Source organism: Flavobacterium sp. KH_035 (assembly GCF_057839565.1).
Window position 1 is genome coordinate 2422703 of sequence record NZ_CM174492.1, and the last position, 24539, is coordinate 2447241.

At 37.0% G+C, this 24539-nt stretch carries 15 protein-coding genes, 2 tRNA genes and 3 rRNA genes; 8 read left to right on the forward strand and 12 right to left on the reverse strand.

Going from position 1 to position 24539, the window contains the following annotated elements; genetic code table 11:
- Positions 1-21: 21 nt before the first annotated feature.
- Entirely contained in the window at positions 22-363 is a 342-nt protein-coding gene (locus tag AC3IS6_RS10365) for a four helix bundle protein (RefSeq protein WP_489164800.1), read from the forward strand.
- A gap of 120 nt (positions 364-483) precedes the next feature.
- Here the strand turns inward: AC3IS6_RS10365 and kdpA are convergent, their stop codons facing one another.
- The 8 genes from kdpA to AC3IS6_RS10405 all read right to left on the reverse strand — a co-directional run bounded on the left by kdpA (position 484) and on the right by AC3IS6_RS10405 (position 9907).
- On the reverse strand, positions 484-2202 hold the full coding sequence (gene kdpA, locus AC3IS6_RS10370) for a potassium-transporting ATPase subunit KdpA (protein ID WP_489164801.1): 1719 nt from the start codon (positions 2200-2202) through the stop codon (positions 484-486).
- 93 nt (positions 2203-2295) lie between these two features.
- On the reverse strand, positions 2296-2373 hold the full coding sequence (gene kdpF, locus AC3IS6_RS10375; RefSeq protein ID WP_073075461.1) for a K(+)-transporting ATPase subunit F: 78 nt from the start codon (positions 2371-2373) through the stop codon (positions 2296-2298).
- Between the two features lie 221 nt (positions 2374-2594).
- On the reverse strand, positions 2595-2876 hold the full coding sequence (locus tag AC3IS6_RS10380) for a DUF7674 family protein (RefSeq protein WP_173964278.1): 282 nt from the start codon (positions 2874-2876) through the stop codon (positions 2595-2597).
- Positions 2877-3179: 303 nt separating this feature from the next.
- Positions 3180-4523 carry a sigma-54-dependent transcriptional regulator gene (locus AC3IS6_RS10385; protein WP_489164802.1) on the reverse strand — a complete coding sequence of 448 codons (1344 nt, stop codon included), beginning with the start codon at positions 4521-4523 and terminating at the stop codon, positions 3180-3182.
- A 128-nt stretch (positions 4524-4651) separates the two neighbouring features.
- Positions 4652-8191 carry a M1 family aminopeptidase gene (locus tag AC3IS6_RS10390; RefSeq protein WP_489164803.1) on the reverse strand — a complete coding sequence of 1180 codons (3540 nt, stop codon included), beginning with the start codon at positions 8189-8191 and terminating at the stop codon, positions 4652-4654.
- Between the two features lie 4 nt (positions 8192-8195).
- Complete coding sequence (locus tag AC3IS6_RS10395; protein ID WP_489164804.1) at positions 8196-9074, reverse strand: ABC transporter ATP-binding protein; 879 nt, start codon at positions 9072-9074, stop codon at positions 8196-8198.
- A 108-nt stretch (positions 9075-9182) separates the two neighbouring features.
- A complete protein-coding gene (locus AC3IS6_RS10400) occupies positions 9183-9389 on the reverse strand; it encodes a helix-turn-helix domain-containing protein (RefSeq protein ID WP_489164805.1) in 207 nt (68 codons plus the stop codon).
- A gap of 2 nt (positions 9390-9391) precedes the next feature.
- Positions 9392-9907 carry a DUF2975 domain-containing protein gene (locus AC3IS6_RS10405; protein ID WP_489164807.1) on the reverse strand — a complete coding sequence of 172 codons (516 nt, stop codon included), beginning with the start codon at positions 9905-9907 and terminating at the stop codon, positions 9392-9394.
- 174 nt (positions 9908-10081) lie between these two features.
- On the opposite strand from AC3IS6_RS10405, the gene AC3IS6_RS10410 reads away from it, so the two are divergent.
- The 6 genes from AC3IS6_RS10410 (at position 10082) to rrf (ending at position 17309) form a co-directional block, all read left to right on the forward strand.
- Entirely contained in the window at positions 10082-11083 is a 1002-nt protein-coding gene (locus AC3IS6_RS10410; RefSeq protein ID WP_489164808.1) for an LLM class flavin-dependent oxidoreductase, read from the forward strand.
- Positions 11084-12019: 936 nt separating this feature from the next.
- Positions 12020-13533, forward strand: a 16S ribosomal RNA gene (locus AC3IS6_RS10415).
- A gap of 127 nt (positions 13534-13660) precedes the next feature.
- Positions 13661-13734 (forward strand) — tRNA-Ile (locus AC3IS6_RS10420).
- A 168-nt stretch (positions 13735-13902) separates the two neighbouring features.
- Positions 13903-13976, forward strand: a tRNA-Ala gene (locus AC3IS6_RS10425).
- A 153-nt stretch (positions 13977-14129) separates the two neighbouring features.
- Positions 14130-17015 (forward strand): 23S ribosomal RNA (locus AC3IS6_RS10430).
- Positions 17016-17199: 184 nt separating this feature from the next.
- Positions 17200-17309, forward strand: a 5S ribosomal RNA gene (gene rrf, locus AC3IS6_RS10435).
- Together the 16S, 23S and 5S rRNA genes with 2 tRNA genes alongside form the textbook arrangement of a ribosomal RNA operon.
- A 694-nt stretch (positions 17310-18003) precedes the next feature.
- Here rrf and AC3IS6_RS10440 read toward each other — a convergent pair.
- The 4 genes from AC3IS6_RS10440 to AC3IS6_RS10455 form a co-directional block, all read right to left on the reverse strand.
- Positions 18004-19230 (reverse strand): ATP-grasp domain-containing protein, encoded by a 1227-nt coding sequence (locus AC3IS6_RS10440; RefSeq protein ID WP_489164810.1) that lies wholly within the window; start codon positions 19228-19230, stop codon positions 18004-18006.
- 27 nt (positions 19231-19257) lie between these two features.
- Complete coding sequence (locus AC3IS6_RS10445) at positions 19258-20661, reverse strand: ATP-grasp domain-containing protein (protein WP_489164811.1); 1404 nt, start codon at positions 20659-20661, stop codon at positions 19258-19260.
- A gap of 16 nt (positions 20662-20677) precedes the next feature.
- Positions 20678-21934, reverse strand: a complete 1257-nt coding sequence (locus AC3IS6_RS10450) for a radical SAM protein (RefSeq protein ID WP_489164812.1) — start codon at positions 21932-21934, stop codon at positions 20678-20680.
- Positions 21935-22377: 443 nt separating this feature from the next.
- Positions 22378-23397, reverse strand: a complete 1020-nt coding sequence (locus AC3IS6_RS10455; RefSeq protein ID WP_489164813.1) for a proline-specific peptidase family protein — start codon at positions 23395-23397, stop codon at positions 22378-22380.
- A gap of 284 nt (positions 23398-23681) precedes the next feature.
- Here AC3IS6_RS10455 and AC3IS6_RS10460 point away from each other — a divergent pair, with 284 nt between their 5' ends.
- A complete protein-coding gene (locus tag AC3IS6_RS10460) occupies positions 23682-24518 on the forward strand; it encodes a helix-turn-helix domain-containing protein (protein ID WP_489164814.1) in 837 nt (278 codons plus the stop codon).
- Positions 24519-24539: the final 21 nt, after the last annotated feature.

Sequence of the window (24539 nt, forward strand, 5' to 3'; positions counted from 1 at the left end):
AATATGAAACCACACAAGAAATTGAATTCATGGATTAAAAGTTTTGAATTCGTTAAAGAAATTTATTTAGCTACCAGGCAATTCCCTCCTGAGGAAAAGTTTGGAATTACTTCCCAAATCCGCAGAGCTTCTGTTTCTGTACCTGTTAATATTGCAGAAGGTGCAGCAAGAAAAGGAACAAAAGAGTTTATCCATTTTTTACATATTTCACTAGGTTCTTTATCAGAACTCGATACTTTAATTTTATTAAGTAAGGAGTTGGATTTTTTCAATGAAAAAGAATGCGAAGAATTGATTGAAAAATTAGATGTCATAGGAAAACTTATTTATGGATTAATCAAGAATCTTGAAGCACGTTTATGATTTGTTATTTGTGAGATGTTATCAGTAAGATGTACGATGTTAGTTGTGAATATGATTTTATTTTACTTTTCACATTTTGTATTTCACAAACAACATTTCACATCTTACAAATTACATTTTTCACATTGAAAAATACTCCGCTAAAGGTCCAAGTGCCAACGCTGGGAAGAATGATAAAGCAGCGATAATTGCGATTACGGCAAAAACCATTATTCCAAAAATTGTAGTATCCGTTTTTAAAGTTCCTGCACTTTCCGGGATGTATTTTTTACCTGCCAGTAAACCTGCGATAGCCAATGGCCCAACGATTGGAATGAAACGGCTTAACAATAAAACAATTCCTGTAGTGATATTCCAGAACGGATTGTTATCTCCCAAACCTTCAAAACCTGAACCATTGTTGGCAGCACTTGAAGTATATTCGTATAACATTTCTGAGAATCCGTGATGTCCCGGATTGTTGAGCCAGCCTGTCGCGTTTCCGCTAAACCACCATCCCATAGCTGTGTCATTTGCAGCAAAATAAGAGGCTAAAGCTGTTCCTGATAATATTAATAAAGGGTGAAGAATTGCGATGAAAGCGGCAATCTTAACTTCCCGTGCTTCAATTTTCTTTCCTAAAAATTCAGGTGTTCGTCCCACCATTAATCCGGAAATAAATACCGCGAGAATAATGAAGATGTAAAAGTTTAGAATACCAACACCGCAACCGCCATAAAACGCATTCACCATCATGGCAAGCAATTCCATAGCACCAGAAACCGGCATTGAACTATCGTGCATACTATCTACAGAACCTGTAGAAATTACAGTTGTGGCAATACTCCAGAAACCTGAAATGGCTGGCCCTAAACGAACCTCTTTTCCTTCCATTGCCCCGGTTGTTTGAGCGATTCCCATTTTCTCAATAGCAGGATTTCCGTTGATTTCACTCATTACCGTTGGGATAACCAGTAACAGGAATCCAACCGTCATAACACCAAAAATGACATAAGATAATTTTCTTTTTTTCAGATAAAAGCCTAAGGCAAAAATCATGGCAAACGGAACAATTAATTGTGCCCATAACTCAACCGCATTACTAAAGTAAGTTGGGTTTTCTAAGGGATGTGCTGAATTGGCTCCAAAAAAACCACCACCATTGGTACCGATATGTTTAATTGCAATAAATGCTGCGGCAGGTCCGCGGGAAACTTCTACGGTATCACCTTGTAAAGTTGTAATCGCATCTTTTCCTTCAAACGTCATAGGAGTTCCGCTAAACAATAGAGCAACTGCTACAATAGCCGAAAGAGGCAATAAAATACGCGTACAGCTTTTGATAAAATAATTGTAAAAGTTACCTAGTTTTTCGGTTGTTCTTTCCTTCATTGCAGTGAAAACCATCGCAGCAGCGGCAAGTCCTACACCGGCAGAAACAAATTGAAGGAACATTAGGAACATTTGTGACAGATAAGAAACACCGCTTTCGCCAGAGTAATGCTGTAAATTACAATTGACAACAAATGAAATGGCTGTATTAAAGGCCAGATCAGGACTCATTGACGGGTTGTTATCGGGATTTAAAAACAACGATCCCTGGAATAATAAGATAAAGAAGCAAAGAAAGAACCAAATCATATTAATACTTAAAAGGGCTTTTAAGTGTTGTTTCCAGTTCATTTCTTCAGTGGAATTGATACCGCTGATTTTAAAGATAATTTTTTCAATTGGATTGAAAATTGGGTCAAAAAGCGTTTTGTCACCTAAATAAACTTTAGCAATATATTTTCCTAAGGGAATGGCTAAAACTATCGTGAGGATAAAAATACCAATGACGCCTAATAATTCTGTATTCATAATTTTTTTTAATTTTAGTGAAATGTCAGATGTGATTTGTAAAAGGAGATCGATGTATAACATCTAACATCTCACTTGTAACTTGTAACATCATTAAAATTTTTCAGGTTTAATTAATACATAAACCAAATAGCCAAAAACGGCAATCGAAACAATAAATAGTGCAGTCATGATTTATATTTTTTCAAAAAATTCAACTGATTTAAAACAGATGGCAAAGAGTAGGGCACCCAGTCCGAGTAAAAGAAATGTGATTAACATAGATTATTAGATTTTAGATTTGTGAAGTACTATTTGTGAAATGTGAGATGTTAGTTGTGGATATGGTTTCATTTTACATTTCACCTTTTACAGTTTACATTTTACATTTTACATTTTACATTTTACGAAAATCAGACTCCCGAAGTATTAACTTGTCGGATATATTCTGCTTTAAGTGTTTGTGGAAAAAGATGTGAGATATTACAGTGACGCATTTCCATAAAAGAAGAAACCGAGAAAACATACACATTCGAAATGGCATTTTTAGTTTCGATACTTCCGTTGATGAATAGGCGCTCAGCAAGTGCCAGGCATTTTTTTGCGCGAACAATATTGCCGGATATTATTGATTTTTTAGTTATCTCAGCAAAGCGATCAGCTTGTTTGTAGATTGAAGTGACTTGATTTTTCATGAGAATGAATTTTTGTGTTCTTCCCTCTTATGCCAAAAGTTAGACCTAAATTACAGGACAATAGCTAAAGCATTGCTGATAAGTGAATTATGGTTTTGTGCCAAAAATAAGGCACAAAAAAAGCCTATCATAATGATAAGCTTTTATTGAAATGATAAGGTGATTTGTTATTTGTAGAATGTGAGATGTGGCTTGTTAAAAGTGGCTTGTTAAAAGTGAAAAGTGAAAAGCGTTTTGAAAAAACTCAAAATTTCGCATCTAACATCTAACATTTCACAAGCCACATCTCACATTGTCACATTACTACTGAATCCCATACTCGTCTAATTTTCTATACAGAGTTGCAATCCCGATTTCGAGTAAGCGTGCTGTTTCGGCCTTGTTGCCTTTTGAATAATTTAAAACCTTCTGAATGTGCAGTTTTTCAACACTCTGCATCGAAAAAGCCGACATCTGTTTGGTGTTTTTTTCTTTTTCATGTTGCATTTCATAAGGTAAAACATCAGAAGTCAGCGTATCGTTGCTACTCAAAATAACTGATCTTTCGATAATGTTTTTAAGCTCACGAATATTTCCCGGCCACGAATAATGTTCTAATTTTTGAATGAAATCATCGGTTACCTGCAATGTTTTTTTATTGGTTTTCTCAGAAAATTGCTTGACAAAAGAGTGTGTCAAAAGCGCAATGTCTTTTACCCTTTCTCGTAATGGCGGTAGTGTAATCTCAAAAATATTGAGTCGGAAATACAAATCGGAACGAAAACGGTGTTCTTCGCTTTCTATTTTTAAATCTCGGTTTGTTGCGGCAATCAATCTGAAATTTGATTTTTTTGGAGTAGTATCACCAAGCGGAATGTATTCGCTGGTTTCTAAAACACGCAACAATTTAGCTTGTAGTTCAATGGGCATTTCTCCAATTTCATCCAGAAATAAAGTACCACCATTGGCTTCTTCGATAAAACCTTTTTTATCTTTTAAAGCTCCGGTAAAAGCACCTTGTTTGTGTCCGAAGAGCTCACTTTCCAGGATTTCTTTGCTGAAAGTACTGCAGTTTAAGGCCACAAAAGATTTACCAACACGGTTACTGTTTTCGTGAATGGCTTGTGCAAAAACCTCTTTTCCGGTTCCGGTTTCGCCTGTTAGTAAGACAGTTGAATCGGTTTTGGCTACTTTTTTAGCTAAATCAATAACCTGCTCGATGCCTTTCGATTTTCCAATAATTGTATTAAAAGAATATTTGTCGCCAATGCGTTTTTCGAGTTGTTTTACCTTTTTTTGCAAATGTACTTTTTCGACAGCCTTGTAAAGTAGCGGAATGATTTTATCATTATCGTCGCCTTTTACGATATAATCGAAAGCACCATTTTTCATAGCCTGAACACCATCCGGAATATTTCCGAAAGCCGTTAGTAAAATAACTTCAATCAAAGGAAAACTTGCTTTTATATGCTGCAGAAAGTCAACACCATTTCCGTCGGGTAATTTTACATCACATAAAACGACGTCAATATCGGTTTGTTCGAGCTTCTTAAAGCCGGATTTTAAATCTTTGGCTTCAATAACTTCAAATCCTTCCGATTTAATAATGCGTGCCAACAAATTTCTTAGTTTTTCTTCGTCGTCTATAATTAAAATTTTATGTGTCATTTGGGGATATTGTTAAATCGAGTAGTGCATTTCGAAATACAAATTTAGTCTTTAAATCTTTTGACTTACAGATTCTGTGCAAAATTCAGGAAAAAACGCTCTGCGTATAGTCGTAGAACGTTTTGAGTTTAATTGATTTCCTTCTGATTATCAGCTATAAAAGTGTCTGTGGTTTTTAAATAAGGATCTACGACCATGAGATGAGGTTTGTTTTTAAGTTTAATTTTTCCTCTGACCGTATTATTCCTGATCGGAAAAGGAAAACAGGATAGTTTTCCACTCTCATCATAAATACCAATATCTATTGTAGGATCATGAACAATGGCTGTTCGTTTTCCTGTTGTATTTTCAGTATGTTTTTTTGAATTTACAAGGAAGGAAACTTCATAAAATGCATTCTTTTTTTGACTTTCAACAGTCACAATTTTCGAAGAATAAGTCACAATTTGTTTGAACATTTCGTTTATTTTCGGATGAAGCTTATGATCAGCCACTTGATGAATTTCGTTTATTAAATCTTCTGAATCAGGCGCCTGATTGGGAAATTTGTAATGGTTTAGGAAATTTCTCAAAGCCAGATTTAATTTTTGTTCCCCGATCAGCAGGCGCAATTGGTGCATGACAAGCATTCCTTTATCATAAGCTAAATAAGGCGTTTCATAATTCGTTTTATAAAGAGGCGTTTCAGGTTCGTAACTGCGACTGCTCAAATACAAATCCAGATGAATTTTCAGTGTTTCTAGAGCTTTTTCCAGTCCATGTTCTTTTTCGTAAAGCATTAGTTCCGTGTATTGTGCCAGAGTTTCGGTCAAAATCAAACTGCCTTCTTTTTGTTCAGGACTAATTTGTGCATTTCCCCACCATTCGTGCGATAGTTCATGTGCCGTTAACTGATTGATAACATCTTCCTTGTCATTGTGATTCAGATCACTGTAAAACCCGAAATTCTCCTTCATAAAAACGGTTGAAGGGTAAGAAGTTGCAGCAAAACCATCGGTAAAAGCTGAAATTTCGGCATATCGGATCGTTTTATAAGGATACCTTCCAAAGTTTTTTTGACAGTAATCCAACGTGTTTTTTACATCTTTAATCAATTTTGCTACATTTCGGGAATGTCTCCTGTCATAATAAACCTCAATAGAAATGCCTTTATAGTTGGTTTTTTGAATTTGATAGGTAGCAGATGAAAACGCAAATCGAAACGGAATTTTCCCATTTGATTTGTAATGAAAATAATTACGATCTCCTTTTTTCCATGTTGCCATTAAATCTCCAACGCCAATTGCTGTCTGGTTTTTTGAAGTAGAGACGATCGTCTCGTAATCAATAAAATCGTAGTCGGATTTAGATTTGTTTTCTAATTTCTTAAGAGGTGTCTGAGGTTTTAAGTGCCTTTTTTTTCGTTCTTTTTCACTGCTGATTTCGTTAGAAATCTGATATCCAAAAGCTGGATAATAGCGACTTATTCTCATAAAGGAGCCATTTTCTATAATCGAATTAAAAGAAGTATGACCTTTAAAAGGCGACCAGGAAGATTCGAATGAAAAAGAAATTTCTATCTTTTGCCCGGACTGCAAAGGCTTTTCTAAAAGATACCAATAATGATGGAATGCCGAAACATCATTTAAAATTTTCGCATTTGGAATAGTTACAGAAGTCAGTTTTGAATTTCGATCTATATATAGGAGCAGGCTATCAATTGGTTTTTGGGTAGTATTGATTAATTCATAGGTTCCTTTTACTTCGTATCTGTTCTCTTCAGGAAATAAGGTTACACCACTTTTTACCGAAAGAATTACCGGTTGTGGTAAACTGGAGAATTTTTTAAAGCTCACTTCGTATTGCTCACTCCAATTATTCTGATCTTCTTTGGTCAAGTACGGGTATTCAATATTGGTTTTATAAAAAAGATAACTTCCAAAACCCAGAAAAAGAATAATTCCTAGTGAGAAAGTTGCTTTTTGAATGGCATTGCATGAATTTCTTTGAAAAGTTTTTACAATTGAAGTATTTCTTTTCCATAAAAATCCTGCCAAAGTAAGAAGTATTAAAGCCAATCCGAAATTGTAGAACATCGAAACATGAAACGGAATGGTATATTTTCCGAATCCATTCAGATCAAAGTATTCTCTTTTGAACGAATCTCCAAACCGAAATAAAGGATGTGAAATACCTAATTGCTCTCCAATTCCTGTACTTATTAAGATTGTGATAATTGCGGCCGCCGAAAGGCCTAAGTATCTGTTTGAAATTGCAGTTTGCACAAAGAGAATTAAAACTGAAATTAATAAAACAGGAAAACCAAGATAATAATACAACGAAAAATAAAGACCAAATTCGATAGCAGCATTTGCATAAAAAATCTGAAAGCCACATCCGATCAAAATACTCAGCGTAATGATCAGAAAGGGAATTGTAAAAAGAGCAATGATTTTAGAGCCTAAAACGATTGTTGGCTGATGAGGTGTTGTGTTTTCGAGTATTTCAAATCGTGCACTGTTAGCGCGATTTACTAATTCATTACTATAAAAAAGTACAATCAGAATTAAAAGAAAAGGCAGACGATCCATAATAGTGGTGATCATTAAAGGAGTATTTGCAATGTTTTGTGCTAAGCGAATACCTACGTCAATTTCATCTGACAGTTCAATCAGGAGCAATCCTGAAATTAAAAGCGCAATTAACAGAAATGGAATTCCTTTTAGAATTAAAGCAATGTCCATCTTGGCGTAACTTTTAAGGACCAGTAAATTATGTTTTAAAGTTCGGAATTCAATTTTTGTTGGATATTGTTGAGAAAAAGCTAAAAACTCTTTTTTTAAGGATCTACCCGGTTTTGTTTTTTCACCTTTCATTTTTCGGAATGAAAAAAATCGATAAGAAATCAGTAACATTAAAATCGAGATACCCATCCAAAGTACCCTGTTGAATAAAAGATTACCGGAAAGATCGATTAGCGTATTGTTTTTTTGAAGAGCTGTCCAATAACGAGTCTGCTCTAAAAAAGCCGCCAGACCAAACGGATCTATTTTTGCAGCAAGTGACATGGCTGCGGCCGACGATGGGGACGCATTGGCCAGAATAGGAGAGTTTGAAAACAGAGAACCTGCGATGTATAAAATATAAACCAGAAAACCTCCTACATAAATAATGAGTTTATTTCGGGTTAACCACGCCAGAGTTGTTAAAACGGAAAGACACAATAAAATATTAGGGATTGCCAAAACCAGATAAGGCCATACATAATTGATGCTATAAAAAGAACCAATTTCTTCTTTTGGAAGCCAGGGCATTAAATGTCCAATCATCATCCCGATAATAAACATGCCAAAGGAAACAAAGGCAATTGTAAATGAGATCAGGAATTTGCTTGCCAAATAATTGAATTTAGAAACGGGTGTAGTAAAAAGGATTGAGTCAAATTTAGTTTCATATTCTTTGAGGAAACTCTGAGCAACTTGCAGCGTAATCGGGAATATGGTAGATAAGGAGATCAAACCAATGGCATAAGTCAAAACATAAGGACTGTTTTTGTAAGTTCCGGAAAAAGAAAAGTGGGCAAAAGAACCAACAAAAAAGCCTAAAACTAAATAAACGAAAAAGGTGGCATAAAAACTCTTGTTTCTGCTGTTGGTATGCCATTCAAACTGTAATAATGAAGTAAGCATATCGTTATTTTTTAAGTTGATTTAAAACATTAAAATACACATCACTTAAATCCGGAGCAATTAAATCAAAACCAGAATTGGGCTGTTGGTCCGCATAAACATGAATATTTAATTTGCCTGAATTTAAATGCGACGAAACAATATTGAAATTGGTCTGATATTCCATTAATTCTGTTTTATGAATCGTTTTCGTCCAGATCTTGTCCTTCAAAGAAGCAATGGTCTCATTAGGGTTTCCTTCTAAAATCAATTTTCCACTTGAAATGATAGCCATTTTGGTGCATAAGTCTCGAACGTCCTCAACAATATGTGTCGACAAAAGCACAATAATGCTTTCGCCAATTTCACTTAACAAATTATTAAAGCGGTTTCTTTCTTCAGGATCAAGCCCTGCGGTAGGTTCATCCACAATAATAATTTTCGGATTTCCAAGTAAAGCCTGTGAAATACCAAATCGTTGCAACATTCCGCCAGAGAAAGTATGAGCGGCTTTGTCTTTGTGCTGCAATAAATTAGTCTTTTGCAATACAGTAAAAATATGGTCGTGCCTTTCTTTCTTATTGACAATCCCCTTTAAAACGGCTAAATGATCTAATAGACGATAGGCAGAGATTTTAGGATAAACACCAAATTGCTGAGGTAAGTAACCCAGATTTTCCCTTATAAACATTGGATTCTTTAAAATATCGACTCCGTTAAAAATGATACTTCCATGGGTTGGTTCCTGCAAAGCAGCAATAGTTCGCATCAAAGTTGATTTTCCGGCACCATTCGGGCCTAACAAACCAAACATTCCGTTGGTGATTTCCAAAGACACATCAGCTATGGCCTGTGTGCCGTTCTCATACGTTTTACCGAGATTTTTGATTGATAAACGATTCATTTTTTGATTGATTTTAGATTGATTGAAAAAAATATTTTGAAAAAAACAGGCAATAGAATTCCTGTCGACATCAAAGAGTCGATTTTTTAATTTAGATGAAAGAAAAGGTTATTCGCTTACGTACTCTAAAATATCACCGGGCTGGCAATCTAATATTTTGCAAATAGCTTCCAGGGTATCAAATCTGATCCCTTTAGCTTTTCCGGTTTTAAGAATAGATAAATTGGCGGGAGTAATATCTAATTTCTCAGCCAACTCTTTACTTTGCATCTTGCGTTTGGCAAGCATGACGTCAACATTTACAACTATTGGCATGATTATATAAATAAGTCTTGTTCGTTCTGAAGGTTTAATCCCTGCTTAAAAATGGCTGCCAGAAAATAAGCAAAAACACCAAGCATTCCGTGCAATACAATAAAAAGAGCGACTTCGTTATCCAGAGGAACAAAAAAGAAAGCCACAAATATTATAATACCAGGTAGTAACAAATTTGATAAATAGAAACGTTTTAAATGTAAAATTCCGGTTGGGGTAAATAATTTGGGTTGAAAAAAAACTTTAAAAACATTACTGCTCAATAAAAAGAAGAGCCCGTACAGACTCAGAGGTATCAAAAAATCAAAAAGAATATAAGGCAGGTTGTAGTCACCAAGCATTACAGGGTGAGAAGTAAAAGGATAACAAACCTGAAAAATCTTTCCATTGTCCTTAAAGGTCAAAAACAATCCCGTTACTAATGTGAAAACAGAGTATAGGGCTAGTGTAAAATAAACAACAGATAAAAACCGCGTAAAGTAAAATAAAATTTTAGAAACAATATGAGCTGTCTTCATGTATAGAAAAGTTAAGTTGATATTGCAAATGTATAATTAATTATCGCAAAACAATAATTAATTATTAAAATTTACTGATTCAAAGTGTTTTAAGAATATTATAATTCTATTAACATTAGAAAACAAAAGGCATCCGTATAAATGAGTTAATTTTGTATCCTAGCATTTTTTTATATGAAAAACCCAATTTCAGTCTCATTATTAGAGCTCGCTATCATTACTCAGGATAGTAATGCCAAAGAAACATTTCAAAAAACAAAAGACATAGCGCAATTAGCAGATAATTTAGGATATAAGCGATTTTGGCTTGCAGAACACCACAATATGGCACATGTTGCCAGTACGGCTACGGTTGTGTTGATTGGTTATATTGCGAGTCAGACCCAAAACATTCGTGTCGGTTCCGGCGGAATCATGTTGCCCAATCATTCTCCTTTAATAGTAGCAGAGCAATTTGGAACTTTAGAAACACTTTATTCGGGTAGAATTGATTTGGGTTTAGGGAGAGCTCCTGGAACAGATCAGCCGACAGCCGAAGCTATTCGAAAAGACTTTTTTGAGCAGGCGCAGCGTTTTCCACAAAATGTAACGAAGCTTCAGGATTACTTCTCGACCGAAAATGCGACAGCAAAAGTAAGAGCATTTCCGGCCGAAGGAACAAATGTTCCAATCTGGATTTTAGGTTCAAGTATGGACAGCGCTGCTCTTGCTGCAGCTTATGGATTGCCGTATGCATTCGCCGGACATTTTGCTCCGCGACAAATGATACAGGCATTTGAGTTTTATCGCGAAAATTTTCAGGCGTCAGCTACTTTAGATAAACCAAAAACCATGGCATGCGTCAATATTGTTGCGGCAGATACAAACGAAGAAGCCGAAAGGTTATCTACAAGTTTGTATCAGATGTTTTTGAATTTAATTCGAAACGATCGTAAAGGTTTGCAGCCTCCTGTAGATTCTCTCGATGCTATCATGAGCGAAGAGGAACGCTTTCATGTCAACCAGATGACAGCTTGTACTTTTACAGGGGATAAAGAGCAGTTGATAACGGATCTTAAAAAGTTTATCAATTATGCTCAAATCGATGAATTGATGGTGACCAGTCCAATCTTCGATCATCAGGCTAAACTTAAAAGTATCCATATTACAAAAGAAGTTATCGATAGTTTAAATTAGTATACATATATAAGTAGAGATTCACACTACCTATATATAAGGAAGAATACCGCTCCATAACCCGGCAGGTTTTAAAACCTGTCGGGTTTGTAGTTTTTGTTCTTATTATATTAAGGAGTCATTTTATCAAGCAAAGTGAAGTCGAAGCTTTCAAGTTTGGAATTTTAGTATTTAGGAGCTTTCTCCCGCTATGCGCTGCAATCTTTTGCTTTTTAAAGGAAAAAGCAAAAGGATTTCCACTTCTATCGGGGCTAGGGCATGGGTTTTCAAAAGAAAATAAGGCGAAAAAGTAAAACTTGGCGTCTTTGCGCCTTTGCGAGATTAAAAAGAAACCAGTAAATAGGACCTTCGCGTCTTAGTATCTTCATGGCAAAACGGCCAAAACGGCCTCAAATGATCAAAACAAGCAAAAGAAGCAAAAAACTTTCCGTTGTAAAAGCTGTCATATCAGCAACTTGAAAAAAAGATTAAAAATAGTTTAAAAAAGCTATTGTTTAAGTGGATAAAGTGTCTACTTTTGCATCCGCAACAGCGATAGACGTTCACTGAAATACTGACAAGCAAAGGAATAAAAGCGAAAAGAGATTTTCAAAAAAAGATTCGAAAAAGCTTGTGAGATTTGAAAATGGATATTACATTTGCACCCCGCAAAACACGGGAAGCTCATTGAGAGATTGGAAGGAGAAAGAAGGAAAAAGGAAATTAAATTTTCTTAAAAAAAACTTCAAAAAACTCTTGCCATTTAGAAATAAGTTTTTTACTTTTGCACCCGCTTTGAGATACAGGCGAGACAATAAAAAGAAATACACGTTCGTAGACATATTGAATTGACAGCCGTTTTAACAGAGATGTTAAAACAAAAGAATAAGAGTAAATGAATCGAGAGATTTGAAAAGAACCGATAGATAAAGCATCGCAATATAATATAAAAAATATACGATGAAGAGTTTGATCCTGGCTCAGGATGAACGCTAGCGGCAGGCTTAACACATGCAAGTCGAGGGGTAGAGTTCTTCGGAACTTGAGACCGGCGCACGGGTGCGTAACGCGTATGCAATCTACCTTTTACAGAGGGATAGCCCAGAGAAATTTGGATTAATACCTCATAGCATAGCAGTCTCGCATGAGATCACTATTAAAGTCACAACGGTAAAAGATGAGCATGCGTCCCATTAGCTAGTTGGTAAGGTAACGGCTTACCAAGGCTACGATGGGTAGGGGTCCTGAGAGGGAGATCCCCCACACTGGTACTGAGACACGGACCAGACTCCTACGGGAGGCAGCAGTGAGGAATATTGGACAATGGGCGCAAGCCTGATCCAGCCATGCCGCGTGCAGGATGACGGTCCTATGGATTGTAAACTGCTTTTATACGAGAAGAAACACTGCTTCGTGAAGCAGCTTGACGGTATCGTAAGAATAAGGATCGGCTAACTCCGTGCCAGCAGCCGCGGTAATACGGAGGATCCAAGCGTTATCCGGAATCATTGGGTTTAAAGGGTCCGTAGGCGGTTTAATAAGTCAGTGGTGAAAGCCCATCGCTCAACGGTGGAACGGCCATTGATACTGTTAAACTTGAATTATTAGGAAGTAACTAGAATATGTAGTGTAGCGGTGAAATGCTTAGAGATTACATGGAATACCAATTGCGAAGGCAGGTTACTACTAATGGATTGACGCTGATGGACGAAAGCGTGGGTAGCGAACAGGATTAGATACCCTGGTAGTCCACGCCGTAAACGATGGATACTAGCTGTTGGAAGCAATTTCAGTGGCTAAGCGAAAGTGATAAGTATCCCACCTGGGGAGTACGTTCGCAAGAATGAAACTCAAAGGAATTGACGGGGGCCCGCACAAGCGGTGGAGCATGTGGTTTAATTCGATGATACGCGAGGAACCTTACCAAGGCTTAAATGTAGATTGACCGGTTTGGAAACAGATCTTTCGCAAGACAATTTACAAGGTGCTGCATGGTTGTCGTCAGCTCGTGCCGTGAGGTGTCAGGTTAAGTCCTATAACGAGCGCAACCCCTGTTGTTAGTTGCCAGCGAGTCATGTCGGGAACTCTAACAAGACTGCCAGTGCAAACTGTGAGGAAGGTGGGGATGACGTCAAATCATCACGGCCCTTACGCCTTGGGCTACACACGTGCTACAATGGCCGGTACAGAGAGCAGCCACTGGGCGACCAGGAGCGAATCTATAAAACCGGTCACAGTTCGGATCGGAGTCTGCAACTCGACTCCGTGAAGCTGGAATCGCTAGTAATCGGATATCAGCCATGATCCGGTGAATACGTTCCCGGGCCTTGTACACACCGCCCGTCAAGCCATGGAAGCTGGGGGTGCCTGAAGTCGGTGACCGCAAGGAGCTGCCTAGGGTAAAACTGGTAACTAGGGCTAAGTCGTAACAAGGTAGCCGTACCGGAAGGTGCGGCTGGAACACCTCCTTTCTAGAGCCTCAAATGTTAGTGGAAACACACGTTGAGGAAAAAAGATGTTAATTTAGAAGGTTCTGAATCACAACATTCACTTACTCTTGCTGTTAATTTAAAAAATAATGAAAATTAAGTAAAACAGAGTCTCGTAGCTCAGCTGGTTAGAGTACTACACTGATAATGTAGGGGTCGGCAGTTCGAGTCTGCCCGGGACTACTTTTTAAAGATTGAAAGCTTTAAGTATTAAACTATTTAAAGATTAAGGAAATAAAAAAGACTGTTAGCTTAAAAAAGGAAATTCTGGAAGTTGGAATTCACCAAAAGAAATTAGAGAAGAAAAAAGAAATCTAAAATCTGAATTCTACAATCTAAGATTTAAGAAATGGGGGATTAGCTCAGCTGGCTAGAGCGCCTGCCTTGCACGCAGGAGGTCAACGGTTCGACTCCGTTATTCTCCACGAAATAATTGACAATTATCAATTGATAATTATTAATTGTTAAAGTTCATTGACATATTGAGATAAGAAAATAATAAAAAGTAGAAAGCGTTTTTTACAATTTATTGTAAAAGACAAAAAAAAACGGTCTTGTTTTAAGTAACAAGATTGGTACAATAAGCAAAATAAGGGCGTATGGGGGATGCCTAGGCTCTCAGAGGCGATGAAAGGCGTGATAAGCTGCGAAAAGCTACGGGGACGGGCACACACCGATTGATCCGTAGATACCTGAATGGGGCAACCCACTATGTTGAAGACATAGTACACCGATAGGTGGGCAAACCCGCTGAACTGAAACATCTAAGTAGGCGGAGGAGAAGAAAACAAAAGTGATTCCGTAAGTAGTGGCGAGCGAACGCGGATTAGCCCAAACCAATGTTGTTACGGCAATGTTGGGGTTGTAGGACCACGATATTTTATGTACAAGGAACCGGAATTGACTGGAAAGTCGAGCCAAAGAGGGTGATAGCCCCGTATGGGTAACGAGTATAATAGATAGTGGTATCCTGAGTAGGGCGGGGCACGTGAAACCCTGTCTGAATTTGGCGGGACCATCCGCTAAGGCTAAATACTCCTGAGAGACCGATAGTGAACCAGTACCGTGAGGGAAAGGTGAAAAGAACCGTGAATAACGGAGTGAAATAGATCCTGAAACCATACGCTTACAAGCGGTCGGAGCCCTTTCGTGGGGTGACGGCGTGCCTTTTGCATAATGAGCCTACGAGTTAACGTTGCTGGCAAGGTTAAGTGGTTAAGCCACGGATCCGTAGCGAAAGCGAGTCTGAATAGGGCGCTTTAGTCAGTAGTGTTAGACGCGAAACCGTGTGATCTACCCATGGGCAGGTTGAAGCTGTGGTAACACACAGTGGAGGACCGAACCGGTTGACGTTGAAAAGTCTTCGGATGACCTGTGGGTAGGGGTGAAAGGCCAATCAAACTCGGAAATAGCTCGTACTCCCCGAAATGCATTTAGGTGCAGCGCTGAGCGTAAAGTTATATAGAGGTAGAGCTACTGATTGGATGCGGGGGCTTCACCGCCTACCAATTCCTGACAAACTCCGAATGCTATATAATGTTTCTCAGCAGTGAGGGCTTGGGTGCTAAGGTCCAAGTCCGAGAGGGAAAGAACCCAGACCATCAGCTAAGGTCCCCAAATATACGCTAAGTTGAAAGAACGAGGTTTGTCTGCCCAGACAGCTAGGATGTTGGCTTGGAAGCAGCCATTCATTTAAAGAGTGCGTAACAGCTCACTAGTCGAGCGGACGAGCATGGATAATAATCGGGCATAAGTGTATTACCGAAGCTATGGATTTAGAGTTTACTCTAAGTGGTAGGGGAGCATTCTAACAGGGTTGAAGGTGTATCGTCAGGTATGCTGGACTGGTTAGAAAAGAAAATGTAGGCATAAGTAACGATAATGCGGGCGAGAAACCCGCACACCGAAAAACTAAGGTTTCCACAGCTATGCTAATCAGCTGTGGGTTAGTCTGGTCCTAAGGCGAACCCGAAAGGGACAGTCGATGGCTAACGGGTTAATATTCCCGTACTACTAATTACTGTGATGGGGTGACGGAGTGATGAAAGCGCCGCGAACTGACGGAATAGTTCGTTGAAGTACCTACCTATAAGCTGTGCAGGCAAATCCACACGGCTTGGGGAAATACGATAGTACTCGGCGTCTTCGGACAAAGAGATAGTGCGCCTAAGGGCTTCCAAGAAAAACCTCTAAACTTCAGGTAATTAGTACCAGTACCGTAAACCGACACAGGTAGTTGAGGAGAGAATCCTAAGGTGCTCGAGAGATTCATGGCTAAGGAATTAGGCAAAATAGACCCGTAACTTCGGGAGAAGGGTCGCCCTGTAGTAATACAGGGCCGCAGTGAAGAGGTCCAGGCGACTGTTTATCAAAAACACAGGGCTCTGCAAAATCGTAAGATGAAGTATAGGGCCTGACACCTGCCCGGTGCTGGAAGGTTAAGAGGAGATGTTATCTTCGGAGAAGCATTGAATTGAAGCCCCAGTAAACGGCGGCCGTAACTATAACGGTCCTAAGGTAGCGAAATTCCTTGTCGGGTAAGTTCCGACCTGCACGAATGGTGTAACGATCTGGACACTGTCTCAGCCATGAGCTCGGTGAAATTGTAGTAACGGTGAAGATGCCGTTTACCCGCAGTGGGACGAAAAGACCCTGTGCACCTTTACTATAGCTTAGTATTGACTTTGGATAAATGATGTGTAGGATAGGTTGGAGACTGTGAAGTGGCGTCGCCAGGCGTTGTGGAGTCATTGTTGAAATACAACCCTTTGTTTATCTGAAGCCTAACCCCGCGTTGTGGGGGACATTGCTTGGTGGGTAGTTTGACTGGGGTGGTCGCCTCCAAAAGAGTAACGGAGGCTTCTAAAGGTTCCCTCAGTACGCTTGGTAACCGTGCGTAGAGTGCAATGGCATAAGGGAGCTTGACTGAGAGACATACAGGTCGATCAGGTACGAAAGTAGAGCATAGTGATCCGGTGGTTCCGCATGGAAGGGCCATCGCTCAAAGGATAAAAGGTACGCCGGGGATAACAGGCTGATCTCCCCCAAGAGCTCATATCGACGGGGGGGTTTGGCACCTCGATGTCGGCTCGTCACATCCTGGGGCTGGAGAAGGTCCCAAGGGTTGGGCTGTTCGCCCATTAAAGTGGCACGCGAGCTGGGTTCAGAACGTCGTGAGACAGTTCGGTCTCTATCTACTGTGGGCGTTAGAAATTTGAGTGGATCTGATTCTAGTACGAGAGGACCGAATTGGACAAACCTCTAGTGTATCTGTTGTCCCGCCAGGGGCACCGCAGAGTAGCTACGTTTGGAAGGGATAAGCGCTGAAAGCATATAAGCGCGAAACCCACCACAAGATGAGATTTCTTTTAAGGATCGTGGAAGATGACCACGTTGATAGGCTATAGATGTAAAGGCAGTAATGTCATAGTCGAGTAGTACTAATAATCCGTAAGCTTATGTACACCCTTTTCTCTCCCGATGCAAATCGGGAGAGAAGAAACTTTCTAAAATAGTAAATAAAAGTACTTTTCTTTATCTCAGTATGTTAAGATATTTGCTCGCGCAAGAGCAGTAATTAGTGAAAAGTAGCTAGTAAAGAGTCTAAGGACTAATTACTATGCACTAAGGACTAATTACTAAAAACCTTAAGGTGGTTATTGCGGCGGGGCTCACCTCTTCCCATCCCGAACAGAGTAGTTAAGCCCGCCTGCGCAGATGGTACTGCAGTTATGTGGGAGAGTATGTCGTCGCCTTTCTTTTAAAAACCCTATCCAAATCGGATAGGGTTTTTTGTTTTATGTATTTTGAGAGATTCCTTTAGGTCTTTTTTATGCTACTTGATAGTGTAGTCCCTACGGGACACCTTTATGATGGGCAGGTTGTGAGTGTTACCTGTGGTTACCAATATTAGACTCCTGGCGGAGTTACTTTTAAAAGTTTAACGGCATCTGATTGAAATGAACTTTCGTGCCATGTTACTGCTAAGGCTCTTTCAGAGCAACAGATTCCAAATACTTGTCTCTTATGGGGTAAGCTGTAAATTATTATTATTAGCAATTAAGAAATTTTAGAAAAATGTAAAACTTTAAAGGATTGCAAAAGGTTGCCACTTTCATTCCTAAAGTCCTTTACGGTAAAGAGAATACTATTTTTATCACTCCACAACTTTTGAACCTGATTCTTTTTAGACCGACTAATACTTATGTCCAATTTTATAAATCCACTGGTTTTAGTATTGATCCTATCCTTTTGCGATACCTGAGTTTTTTTAGGATCATATTATGTTTTTCCATGCTTGAATACAATAGTGCACATTGAGTTTTATATGATTTAAAAAAACGAAATAGGGTTATAATAGGGCGCAGATGTTTTTTCCATCATGATCAAAAAAAACAAAATTGATTTATAGTTGCCAGAATTAGACTTCATTGAAAAAAAACAAAATAATAACTAAACATATACTACATCCAGACTATTAATTGCTGTTTGGGCTTTATTCAAGGCTTCGTCATGATCATCTTCAACAACAATGACATACGCTAGTCTGTCTTCGGATCTTTTTGTAAAATTCTCAAGGGTTTTAAATTTTGCTTGAATTGCTTCGGCTTTTAATACGCCAAAAGTATTATAGGTCTCGGAAATCCCTTTTATATGATCAAGTACTCCTGCTTTGTTTGAATGTTTGAACCAGACTACTCCGGTTTTTTCGGAATGTTTGGATTTTTTAATTTCATCAATGATTGTGCTTCCTAAGAATTGATGAATCCATAACGTTTGAATATCAATATTGTATAATTTTTCAATCAGATAAGGTACATGCGCTCCACATGCCCGTGTATGTGTTTCAACGATTACAGGACCGGAGGGCGAGAATATTAATTCCGTATGTGTGGGTCCATTGGTTATTCCCAAGCCACTTAGACATGAAAAAACATATTTCTTCATCCTAAATAAATCAGAAGAGCTTAAATCAGCAGGAATCCTATGCCCCATTCCAACACAATAAACCTCAGATTTAAACTTTTCAACAACACAAATTAATTCGTGGTTGCCATTCTCTGAGAAGCATTCAAAGCTATACTCTTTACCGAGAATGTATTTTTCTAATAACATTATTTGATTTTTTGCGTTTTTTTTAAACAATTGAATTGCTTTTTTTAATTCCCGGTTATCGTGTATAATGTTAACAGCCAAACTTCCTTGTGATGATAAAGGTTTCATAACCAAAGGATAACCATAATTTTCAATAAATTTATCAATTTCTGTTTCGTCATTAATAATTTTGTGTGGTAAATTATCCAGTCCCTTACTGCTTAAAATATTTCGGGTGACAGCCTTGTTTCTAACCGAGTCACAAACTCCCTGATCATAAGGAAACCAAAATCCATGCATTCGCGCAATTTTACCAGCAATTTCCTGATATTTATCATCAAACGAAAGAATGTGTTTGATGTTTTTTGTTTTAACTATTGAAACAGCCAAATCTATAATTTCATCGTTAGTGAGCGTGTTTACCTCGATAATCTGTTCGTATCCAAAGTCTTTGTACGTAGTGGGTTTGTCGTCATTTTGATCTGTAATCAGATACATTTTACCAATCAAAGGATATAACTTTTTATGTAGATTTAAGCATCGGTCAATTAGCAATACATTATCCATTGTATGATTGTTATTCATCAGATAAAATTTAGGTTAATTATATTTTTATTCTGTGTGTGCTTCAAAATTATTCATTACTTCAAAAAACAACTTCTCAATCTGCTCATAAGGGCTGTCACTATGAAGCCGAATTTCCCAATCAGAAATTTCATCTAGGTTAATATCATGATCGATAATAAAAACGTCACCCATTCCGCGACTGGCTACGGGAGGCAGATATGTATAATCACCAATCGCATCGAAAATATGAAAGAAAGCCAATTTTTCTTTCAGACTGATTATTTTATCGAGTCCAATTAATTTCTTTACAATACCTTCTTTTTGCGCCCATAAATTAATCATGATTCCTGGTTTTCTAAATTTAATGCGTTCATCGTTCTCGAGGCCACAAGCCTGAAGCGCCATTGCCCGAATAGAATTAAAACCTGTCGCATGTTTTAAAGCCGTTTGCATATAAGCGCCACCTGGGCGTAATGCCGTTTCTATTAAGCTTATCTTATAATATTGATTTTCGTATATGACGTCAAAATTATGATGGTCTCCGGATTCGATCCTAAATTCGGTGTGAGAACAGCCCGTTCGGGCACCAATCCCATTGTTTATTATGTTGACATAATGTATTAGTTTTTCCTTAAATAGCATCGGTACTCTGGAATGCATGCGCCATAAAAATTCTTCACCGTATTTTGAGTTATTTCTGAGAAGTTTATCTGTAATTGAGTAGACAAAAGTTTTATTTCCTTGAATAAAACCTTCAACACTCAATTCAAAACATGGAAATTCTACACCTAATAATTGATCGTGAAGAAAATTTGTTCCGCTCAGAAGTTCTTCCATCAGGAGAAAATATTCGCCATTTTTAAATTGTTCTTCAAACAAAGGATCTCCTTTTGTTCTTAATAAGCTTTCATCAAAAATATAGTCCCATTCCCGTTTTAATTGATCTAGGGAATCTATACGCAAACAAAATGAGCTTCCTCCGAGACAGGGTGGTTTCAAAAATAAAGACCCACCATTAAATTCTTCCTGATAAATTACAACGGCTTCTTTTATGGAGGAGGCTTTATAAAACTTGGGTTGCGATAATCCCAATTCCTTAACTTTTTCCCGCATCATATACTTATTCCGGGCAATTCTTGCACTATAGGGCAAGTTACCCGGCAGATTAAGTTTTTGAGTGCAATCTGCCAAAAGGCTTACTGCTCCTTCCGACAAAGTAATCATACCCTGTATTTTTGAATGTTTATTATATTCAATTACCTGATGGATTACATTGTCAGGGGAATGATAATCAGCAACTATATAATGGTCACAAAATCCTTTTAAATACGAAAGATCCATATTGGTGATTAATAGAATCTGGAATTGATTTCTTAAGTCATTCACCAATTCCAGATTGCCGAATCTTGTCGGATTATGCCAATAGAATACTCCAAGTATTTGCTTCATATTCTAAAAGTATATTTTATTGAACTGTTGCTGCTGTTTTATTAAACAAAGTTGTTTTGGCTATTTTTTTATCGAGTAAGTTTTCAACACGCCAGCATGACGGATCTGATCCTACCCAGCTTTCGTATTCCGAAAATCCATTTGATTTTAATGTTTGATAAACCGTTCCCCGACAACCGCCATAACACTCTCTTGACTTGAACAGATCACATTCTTTACAGTCTCCTTCAATGTATTTTTCCAGATTTCGGATAATATCAAGTGATTGAGAATTGAGAACTTCAGCCAATGAAATTTTATTTAAATTACCAATATTTGTTTCTATTCCTGGGCAAGGTTTTACATTTCCATCGGCATGTATGTCAAGTCTGTGAAGATTTTCATAACATGTTCCGCCTATATAGGGAGGTTTTATATCATAATAATTGAATCCATCCGCATAGTCCTCATCTCTCACAGTTTCAAACAACCACTGAAGTTTTTCTTTAGATATCGTGAGATTTGGATTTGCTTTTGCAAACCCCTGAAGTTTTGTTACTTCTATATGGGCGTAAATATTCAGGTTTCTTAATTGTCGTATCAGTTTAGGCATAAACTCCAAGTTAAGGTTTGTAATAACTGATTCTACTCCAAATCTCATGCTTCCATCTGTTTGTTTTTCATTAAATCCTATGTCAATGAATTTCTGAATTAATTCTTTTTGATTTTCGTAGATTTTCGTTTTTTCGCTTTTTAATCCGCTTAGTTCTTTCTGGATATCACAAAACCTATCATAATTTGGGTCTGTACTATCTGCTATCGGTACATTTAGTTTTGTTAACACATTAACGCCAGACTTGTAAAGCCTTTCTATATCATCATCTTTTAATAGTAATCCATTTGTTACCAATGTTGTAGCAAGATTTTCACTTCGACAAAAATCAATGACATTATAAAGATCTTTTGAAGTAGTCGGTTCAAAAGTACCATTTAACGTAACGGCTTTGGCTCCAAGTTCAATTCCTTGTAAAATCCAGCCTTTCATTCTTTCGAACCAAAAGGGATCTTTACTTAAATCATGAGTAACATTGCCTTGATCGTCAAGTTTTTGCGGACGCAATTTTGATTTTTCATCGCCAACATAACAATAGGGGCAGGACCAATTGCAAATATTTGGAGTATTAAGTTTTATACCTAATCTAAATAATTTTTTGTTTTGTGCCATGAAATATCTTTCATCTATTTCAATACTAAAACCACTAAAAGCCGGAATTTTACGATCTAATTTATTCATAGTTAATATTTTAAAATTTTTAAAAGAATAGCAACAGAATATATTGGGAATGATAACTTTCTTAGAATTAATTATTATAAATACTTTTGTTCCTGGTAATATTTTTAATTACCCTTTAACTTTAAAATAACTTTATTTCATGTTAAATGTCAGTTATTTAAGGTTTTGCGTTTTGTATTCTAAATATTTAAAAAGTAAACTTAATTATTTAATACGTAAAAGAGTACAGTATAATTACCTGTTTTTATTTTATTGATTAGAAAAAAAACTTAATATGATAAACAAAATAATTGTTTATTAAATGGATGAGCACCTAAAAACGGTGAATTTGTAAAAGAGAACTATTAATAGAATTGAGTTTGTATAGATGTGGATATTCTGACTCAAAGTGAATCGTTTTTGATGATAATCTTTTAGTTTTACTTTCTTTTACTTCTACAATATTAGAATGTATTGGTATTAACATCATTAATGAATTGTATCACTCCTTTCATGAATATTTGCTGGTCATCCCACATGGCAAGATGACTTCCGTTTGGGCAATATAAGTATCGTCCTTTTTTGACTAATTTACTTTGTTCTTCCATTGCTTTTGGATCCATAGTATCATATTTTGCACCAATCATTAAGGTGGGAACTGTAATTTCATGTAAGCGATTTTTAATATCCCAGTGGGCTAAACGGCCACTAATACCAAATTCACTAGGTCCTTGCATCAATGAATATATATCATTATTAATATGTTTGCTGGCACGATTTAGCCCGTCTGGCCATTCTTTTAGTCTACATAAATGTTTTTGATAAAAATTTGGAAGAAGTAATTCCATATATCTGGGATTGCTAAAATCTTTTTTGGCTTCAAGTGCTCTAATTTCTGTTAAGATTTCCGGTTTCATTTGTTTTGAAAGCACTTCATCAGCATATTTTCCGTAATCGGGTGCACTGGCCATCATGTTTGAAACAAGTAAGCCTTTCATGTTTTGTTGGTATTTCAAGGCATATTCCATTGCTAAAATTCCGCCCCATGAATTTCCCAGGACATAAAAATTACTATTGTCGGCCCCGATAGCTTTACGAACTTGTTCTACTTCTTCTACAAAACGTTCGGTAGTCCATAAACTGCTGTCTTTTGGTTGATCACTATAGTAGGACCCTAATTGATCGTATTCGTAAAATTCGAAGCCTTCACGTTGAAAAAAGGTTTCAAAACATTCCATATATTCGTGGGTCATAGCTGGACCCCCATGCAGTAATAGTATTTTTATTTTCGGATTGTTTCCAAAACGTTTTGTCCAAACTTTAAATTCTCCAATTGGCGTTTTTATCGGAATCATTTTAACTCCTGCAGATTCAACATTGGAGTCCTGATTGTAGGTAAAGTAATTGGATAATATATTGGTTTTTGGCTCATTTTTACAAGACAACAACATCAAAAGACTAAGAAGGGCAATACTATAACGCATAGTTTTGGTTTTAGTGGGTTAGAAATTTAAAAATACGAATATATTTTTTGATATGACTTAATAGGTTTATTATGAGTTGATTATTGCTTTTGTGTGATTTTTTCCGAGATGTCTTCGTATTTGATTTGGATTTTGGGGAGTTAATTTGGAGAGATTTTCCCGAGGTAAAATAGTTTATATTTACACATTGCTTTAAAGTAGTGCTTCAAAAAGCACATTTCCGATTTGGATATTATACAGCAGTAAATAATTTGGGATAAAAATCCGTTTCCTCTTTTATCAATATGAATATACTTACACTTCCTAATGAGTTAAATTTTGAAGGATCAAATCTAATTGAGGTTTATGATTACAATAGCTCTAAAAAGGTTTCGAAGCAGCAAATCATTCTGAGTCAGCATGCAGTTAGTTTTTTAATGGAAGGAACAAAAGAAGTCGTTTTTGGAAATTCGGCTGTAGCAATAGACGCTTCGAAGTTTCTTATGATGAAATCAGGACATTGCTTAATGACTGAAAAACTTTCTGCTGTTTCTAATTACAGAAGTATTATTTTATTTTTTTCAAATGAAATGGTATTGCGATTTATCAGAAAAATGGAATGGAGTAAACTGGAATTAAAAGAATCTAAATCTGTTTATGCTTTTGAATATGATGTATTCCTTAAACGATTTGTAAATAGTCTGGTGGATATTTCGAAATTATCGATAGCAATTAAAAGTAAACTACTGGAAGTGAAGTTTGAAGAGTTAATGCTTTATCTGACGGAGATTCATGGTACAGAATTTCTATATTCTTTAGTTGCAAACCGTAATGATTCTTCACAAAAATTCATTCAGATTATTGAAAGTAGTCATTTGAGTAAATTGTCGTTAAGAGAATTGGCTTTTTTGTGTAATATGAGTGTTTCGACATTTAAAAGAGAATTTGAAAAGCATTATTTGGAATCACCGATTAAATGGTTTCAAAATAAAAGACTTGAATTTGCCAATTATTTGCTTCATCAGGAGCAAAAAAGCCCTTCAGAGGTTTATTTTGAGGTAGGTTACGAAAGTTTATCCAGTTTTACTCAGGCTTATAAATCAAAGTATGGAGTGACCCCAAAACAAGGGCAACTAAAATGAGCTTTTGGCTATAGTTTTTGA